At 58.6% G+C, this 655-nt stretch carries 1 protein-coding gene and 1 pseudogene; one reads left to right on the top strand and one right to left on the bottom strand.

Annotation, left to right across the window (positions count from 1 at the left end; genetic code table 11):
* A pseudogene (locus ACTHUR_RS14975) lies at positions 1-469 on the bottom strand (Na+/H+ antiporter NhaC family protein); the annotation flags it as partial.
* Here ACTHUR_RS14975 and ACTHUR_RS14970 point away from each other — a divergent pair.
* Positions 462-626 (top strand): hypothetical protein, encoded by a 165-nt coding sequence (locus ACTHUR_RS14970; protein WP_440399393.1) that lies wholly within the window; start codon positions 462-464, stop codon positions 624-626. The pseudogene ACTHUR_RS14975 and the gene ACTHUR_RS14970 overlap by 8 nt on opposite strands.
* The last annotated feature ends 29 nt before the right edge of the window (positions 627-655 follow it).

Below are 655 nucleotides of genomic sequence, written 5' to 3'. Positions count from 1 at the left end.
ACATCGAAGATATGCCTTGAATGATGGCTTTGGGATAATCGGCAGCTTTGATGGTACCAAGCGTGCAGAGGATGACGGTCAGTACGCCGCAAGTGCCGCCGAACACCAGCGAAGTGTTTACATCGGTATTTTCAAACGCGCCCAAAATGGTGAAGGTTTCGCTTGCCTGCGCGCCTGTGTAAATCATGGCGGAAACGGTGGAGACGATTAACACCAAAACCGGAATAATCAGCGCGTAAACCCGGCCTTTAGGGTCGTCTGAAACGGTGGTTTCGTCGTGAACTTCCTGCAATGCCGCTCTCTCAAAGCGCGCCATCGAGCCGATATCGAAGGAGAACCATGCGACGATGAACACCATCAACAGGGCAAATAAGGCGTAATAGTTCATCAAGCTCATGGCGACGAACGTACCCATCGGCGTGTATCCGGTGATGTGGTAAGTAACGAGCAGACCTGCCAGCGTGGAGAGGGGGGGGGAGAGCACGGGGGGAAAAGGGGGGGGGGGGGAAGGGGGGGGGGGGGGGGGGGGGGGGGGGGGAGGGAGGGGGGGGGGGGGGGGGGGGGGAGTTGAAGGAAGGGGGGGGGGGAGGAGGAAGAAGGGAGGGCGGGGAAAAGGTCTCGTATAAGCGAGGCTGAGGCAGAGAGACAAACGAAG

The sequence above is a fragment of the Neisseria sp. P0021.S007 genome (assembly GCF_051956855.1).
Note: the sequence above shows the minus strand (reverse complement) of the source record. Positions and strands in the feature narration are given on the sequence as shown.